The 5,032-nt window shown below is 72.5% G+C and carries 2 protein-coding genes and 1 pseudogene; 2 read left to right on the forward strand and 1 reads right to left on the reverse strand.

The window, feature by feature from the left end; translation table 11 throughout:
- Nucleotides 1–1,110 (forward strand): IS701 family transposase (locus AB0J09_RS55940; protein ID WP_360710604.1); only part of this gene is annotated, 1,110 nt, incomplete at its 5' end.
- Between the two features lie 177 nt (nt 1,111–1,287).
- Nucleotides 1,288–1,707, forward strand: a complete 420-nt coding sequence (locus tag AB0J09_RS55945) for a pyridoxamine 5'-phosphate oxidase family protein (RefSeq protein ID WP_360710607.1) — start codon at nt 1,288–1,290, stop codon at nt 1,705–1,707.
- Between the two features lie 161 nt (nt 1,708–1,868).
- Here the strand turns inward: AB0J09_RS55945 and AB0J09_RS55950 are convergent.
- Nucleotides 1,869–5,032, reverse strand: a pseudogene (locus tag AB0J09_RS55950) (hypothetical protein); the annotation flags it as partial.

The raw sequence follows: 5,032 nt of genomic DNA on the forward strand, positions 1-5,032 counted from the left end.
GCCGGGGAGGCCACCCCGCACGGCATGCAGCACCTGCTGTGCAGGGCCGCCTGGGATGCCGAGGCCGTCCGTGACGACGTGCGCGAGTACGTCGTCGAGCACCTCCACGACGAGGCCGCTGTGCTGGTCGTCGACGAGACCGGCGACGTGAAGAAGGGCACCCACACCGTCGGGGTCCAGCGCCAGTACACCGGCACTGCCGGGCGGATCGAGAACTCCCAGGTCGCTGTCTACCTCGTCTACGCCGGCGAGCGCGGGCACGCGGCGGTGGACCGAGAGCTGTACATCCCGCGCTCCTGGACCTGCGATCCGGACCGCTGCCGGGCAGCGGGGCTCGGCGAGGACACCGTCTTCGCGACCAAGCCGGAACTGGCCCGGGTGATGATCGAACGGTTCCTGGACACTGGACACCGCGTCGGCTGGGTCACGGGTGACGAGGTCTACGGCGGCAACCCGAAACTGCGATCCGCGCTGGAAAAACGCGGCATCGGCTACGTCCTCGCAGTGGCTTGCACAGCTGAAATGACCACCGCCGCAGGCACGTTCCGCGCTGATGCGCTGGTGAAGAAGGTGCCGAAGCGGGCGTGGCAGAAGCTCTCGGCCGGACGCGGCGCGAAGGGGCAGCGGTTCTACGACTGGGCCGTCATCGACCTCGCCGAGGCGGCACCGGGCCACCACCAGCTCCTGGTCCGTCGCAACCGCACCACCGGTGAACTCGCCTATTACCGCTGTCACTTCACCACGTCGGCATCCCTGACCACCCTGGTCAAGGTCGCAGGTTCCAGATGGCGGGTGGAGGAAACCTTCCAAAGTGAGAAGGGGCTGGCCGGACTGGATGAGCACCAGGTCCGCCGCTACCCCTCCTGGGCCCGCTGGGTCACCCTCGCGATGCTGGCCCATGCCTTCCTCGCCGTCGTCCGCGCTGACGAACACGCACACCGCCCCACGCCGGACAACCTGATCCCGCTGACCTGTAACGAGATCCAGCACCTGTTCATCAGTGTTGTTGTCCGGCCCGTTCACGGCCCGGCCCACCGGCTCAGCTGGTCCGCCTGGCGACGCAGCCACCAGGCGCGATCACGAGCCAGCCATTACCGGAGACAAGTGTGACTGAGCACTTCCGCTGGCCACTCTGAGCACCGAGTCGGTAGCCCCTAAGCCAAAGGCTGAGGGGTTCATCGGTCGCTGGGAGTAGGTCCTGCGCCTCAGGCGCGTTTCGCGCCTGTTTGGCTAGGGTCGGTTTTCATGGAGACCACGGGAATCGTTCGTCGCCAGACGGCGGAGCGTATGCGCGACGCTCTGGAGCGGCTCGTTACCGAGCGGGATGTATGGGTGTCGACGGCTCACCCTGATCACGGGCCGCACCAGGTGCCGCTGTGGTTCTTGTGGGATGGGCGAGCGGTGTGGATGTGCACCAGCGCCACTTCCGTGACTGCGCGGAACGTTCGCAAAGAGCCGCGCGTGCGCCTGGCGCTCCCGGACGCCTTCGACGTGGTGCTTCTCCAGGGTGAGGCGGAGTGCTTCCCGGACCAGGAGGTGCCCGGAGACGCAGCGGAGGCGTTCGCCGACAAGTTCGGGTGGGATCCGCGCGTGGAAGAGGGTTCCTTTCTGTATGTACGCGTGGCCCCGAGGACTGTGCGCGCTTGGCGCGGCGAGCCGGAACTACGCGGGAGAGTCATCATGCGCGACGGAATGTGGCTGGAATAACGGCCGTCCCTCGCCGACGCGCCTCTCTCGGATCACGATCTACAGCTGGAGTACTAGCCCCACACGTCACGGCGCCTGGCCGCTGTTCCTCAGCCACCCGCCGCACTTCGGCGAAGCCCCTTCGGGTGGAAGGACGGCATGGGCGCGCCGCTTTTCGTCCGTCAGCAGCTGTCCTGGTAGCCGCTCTCCGGGATCAGCCTGGTCCACTCCGCCCTGCTCAGCGCCCCGCCCGCCTTGGTGCACACCTCTTTCGCGGTCAGTGCGGGATCGACCGGGCTCTCGCGCACGGTGCCGTCGAGCGCCACGCCGCGCAGCCGCTTCCCGTCCTGGGTGAAGGCCGGACCCGCGACCCACGAGCCCGCCTGGCCGACCTCGCGCATCGTCCCGGCGTCCCAGAGCGAGGTACGGGCGGCGTCGATGGCCAGCAGGTCGCCGTCGGGGGAGAAGCGCAGCTCGTCCACAGGCGCCGTGCCGGTCTGGATGGTGCCCCGCGGCTCCTCCTTGCGTACGTCCCAGAGCAGCACCCGGCCGCCCTCCAGCCCGAACGCCAGCGTGCGCCCGTCGGGGGAGAACGCGAGCGCGGTCGGCACAGGGGAGGCGTCGCCGGATCGGGGGAGGTCGAGCGGGGTGATCTCGCCGGTGCTCAGGTCGAGGAGCTTGGCGCCGGCGGCCAGCGTCGAGCCGTCGGGACTGAAGGCCAGCGCCAGATCCCCCGCGCCCTCGTACGCCTTGATGCGCCGCCCCTCGCGAACGTCCCACGTCTCCAGCGTCCTGCCACGTGCGGTGGCCAGCGTGTCGCCGCTGGGGGAGAGGGCGACGGCGGGCACGTCGCCGCCGGCGTCGATGGCGGCCACCTGCCTGCCGCCGGCCACCTCCCACACGGTCACCGGGTCGCCCGCGACGGCGAGCAGCCGGCCGTCCGCGTCGAAGGCCAGGTCGCCGGCGGCGGCGATGCGGCCGAGCGTCTTGCGTTCGACGGCGTCGGTGAGCTCGATGGAGTCGCCGACCGCCTTGGCGGCGACCCGCCCGTCGCCGGAGAAGGCGGCGCTGTGGCCGTCTTCTGACGGGACCGGCAGCCCCGAGACGTCGAGCGAGACGACGGATCCGGTGCCGCTCAGGTAGCGCAGCGAGCGGCCGTCGGCGGAGAAGGCCAGGCCGCGCTCGGGGTTCCTGAGTGGGTACGCGCCCGCGAGGCGGCGCTCGGCCACGTTCCACACCCGCACCTCGCCCTCACCTGGCAGGGCGAGCAGGCGGCCGTCGGGGCTGAAGGCGGGCGGGTCCGCCGAGGTGTGTCCCAGGTCGTCGTCGCCGGCCACCTCCACGCCGGGCAGGACGGACGCCTTCGTGCGGTCGCGCTCCGAGTCCCGAGCGTCCTGCCCGTCCGAGCGCAGCACCTCAGGGCGGCCGGACGCCGAAGGGCTCGGCGACGGCGTGCCGGCGGGCTCCCGTCCAGTGGGCGCCGAGGCCTCCGGAGACGCCACGCCCGCGGGCTCCCGTCCGGACGGCGCCGTGTTCGCCGGGCCAGTGCCTTCGGTACCGAACGTCTCCGCGCGTTCCGCACGTACGGTCCCCGCCGCCACGAGCGTGACCCCGTCGCGCCCGGCCACCGCCAGCGTGCCGCCGTCCGGGCTGAACGCCAGGGCGGGTGCCGCCGCGTCCGCGCCGGTGAGCGGCCGGACCTCGACCGCTCCCGTCCGGGTCCGCCCGCCGAGCTCCCACAACTCGACCCGCCCGTTCAGGGCCGAGAGGGCCGCCTTGCTCCCGTCCGCGGAGAGCGCCACCTGGCGGTCGGCGACGTCGAACAGCAGCTGCCCACCCCGGTAGACCCGGGTCCTGCTGCCCTGGGTGATCGCATACACGGCCGTCGCGGCGGGCGGGCGCCCCGTGGCCACCTCGATCGCCCTGCCGTCGGCCCCCACCGCGAACTTCCCGTCATCGCTCAGCACACTGCCCACGGGCAGCGGGTACGACGCGAGCCGCCCCCCGCGGCGCACGTCCCAGACGACGACCGCGCCGGTGCCCCATTTGACCAGCTCGTCGCCGCGCAGCAGGTAACGCGCCCGCATGTCGGCGGCCGGATCGGTGAACGTCCCCAGCTCCGGCTGCACGAGCGAGGCCTGCAGCGCCGCCCGCGCCTCGAACACCGGCGACAGCTTCCAGGCGGCCACGCTCAGCCGCATCGCCGTGCGCGGGTCGGACGACCGCAGCGCCTCGGCCCTGGCGGCCACGGCCCGCGCGTTGGCCTCGATGAGCTGCCGGCGCAGCTGGTTCTGCCCGTGTACGGACACCACCGACAGCGTCACCGCGACGGCCAGCACCGCGCCGAGCGCGGCCAGCGCGGGCGCGAGGAGTTTCCTGCGCTGCTTGGACAGGGCCACGCTGTCATTGACGAAGTCGCGTTCGAGCTGGTTGAGGCGCAGATGGCGGCGTTTGGTCGCGGCCCAGGCGAGCGCGGTGTCCAGCGCCTGGCCGCGGAGGAGGGGGCTCCTGCCGCGCCGGTGCTCGGACCAGTTTCTGGCGGCCTCGCGGATCAGCCGGTGGACCGGCATGCTCTCGCGCTCGTCCTCGACCCAGTCGCGCAGCCGGGGCCAGGCCCGGTAGAGCGCGGCGCTGGCGGGGGCCACCCGGTCGTCGCTGACGGCCACGAGCTTGCCCACGGTGGTCTCGGTCGGCGGGACGCGTACGCTGCGCCGTACCAGGAGGCCCGCGTCCATGAGGGGGCCGAGCACGTCGCCCTCGTCGTGCGGGCTGTCGCCGTCGAACAGGCGCAGCAGCAGCCCCGGCACCTCCGCCTGCTGCCGGGGCGTGAGCGCCTGGTACGCCTCCTCGGCCACCTCGCCCAGCGACCGCGGCCCCGCATGCCCTTCGGGCGGCCGTATCTCCGCCGTGCTTTCGAAGCGCAGCTCCCGCGCCGCGGGCCGGTCGGCGGGATCCTTGGCCAAGGCCCGCCCGACCAGCTCGCGCAGCGGCTCGGGCAGCGCGTCCAGGTCGGGATCGACGGTCAGTAGCCGGTGCATGACCCCGCCCAGGCTCTCCCCGCTGAACGGATCGAGCCCGGTGGCCGCGAACACCACCACCGCGCCCCACGCGAACACGTCGGCCGCCGCCCCGGCCTCCTTGCCGGTCAGGACCTCGGGAGCCGTGTACGTGTACGTCCCGCCGGCGGGCACGCCCAGCTCGATCACCTTGGGACCACCGGCGGCCAGCAGCACGCTCTCCGCATTGAGCCCCCGATGCGTCAGCCCGGCCACGTGCAGCGCGTCCAGCGCGGACCCCAGCGCCCCGGCCAGCGCGACCAGCTCGTCACCCTCGTAAGGCCCGTGCA

Source organism: Nonomuraea sp. NPDC049784 (assembly GCF_040659615.1).
Lineage (GTDB): Bacteria > Actinomycetota > Actinomycetes > Streptosporangiales > Streptosporangiaceae > Nonomuraea.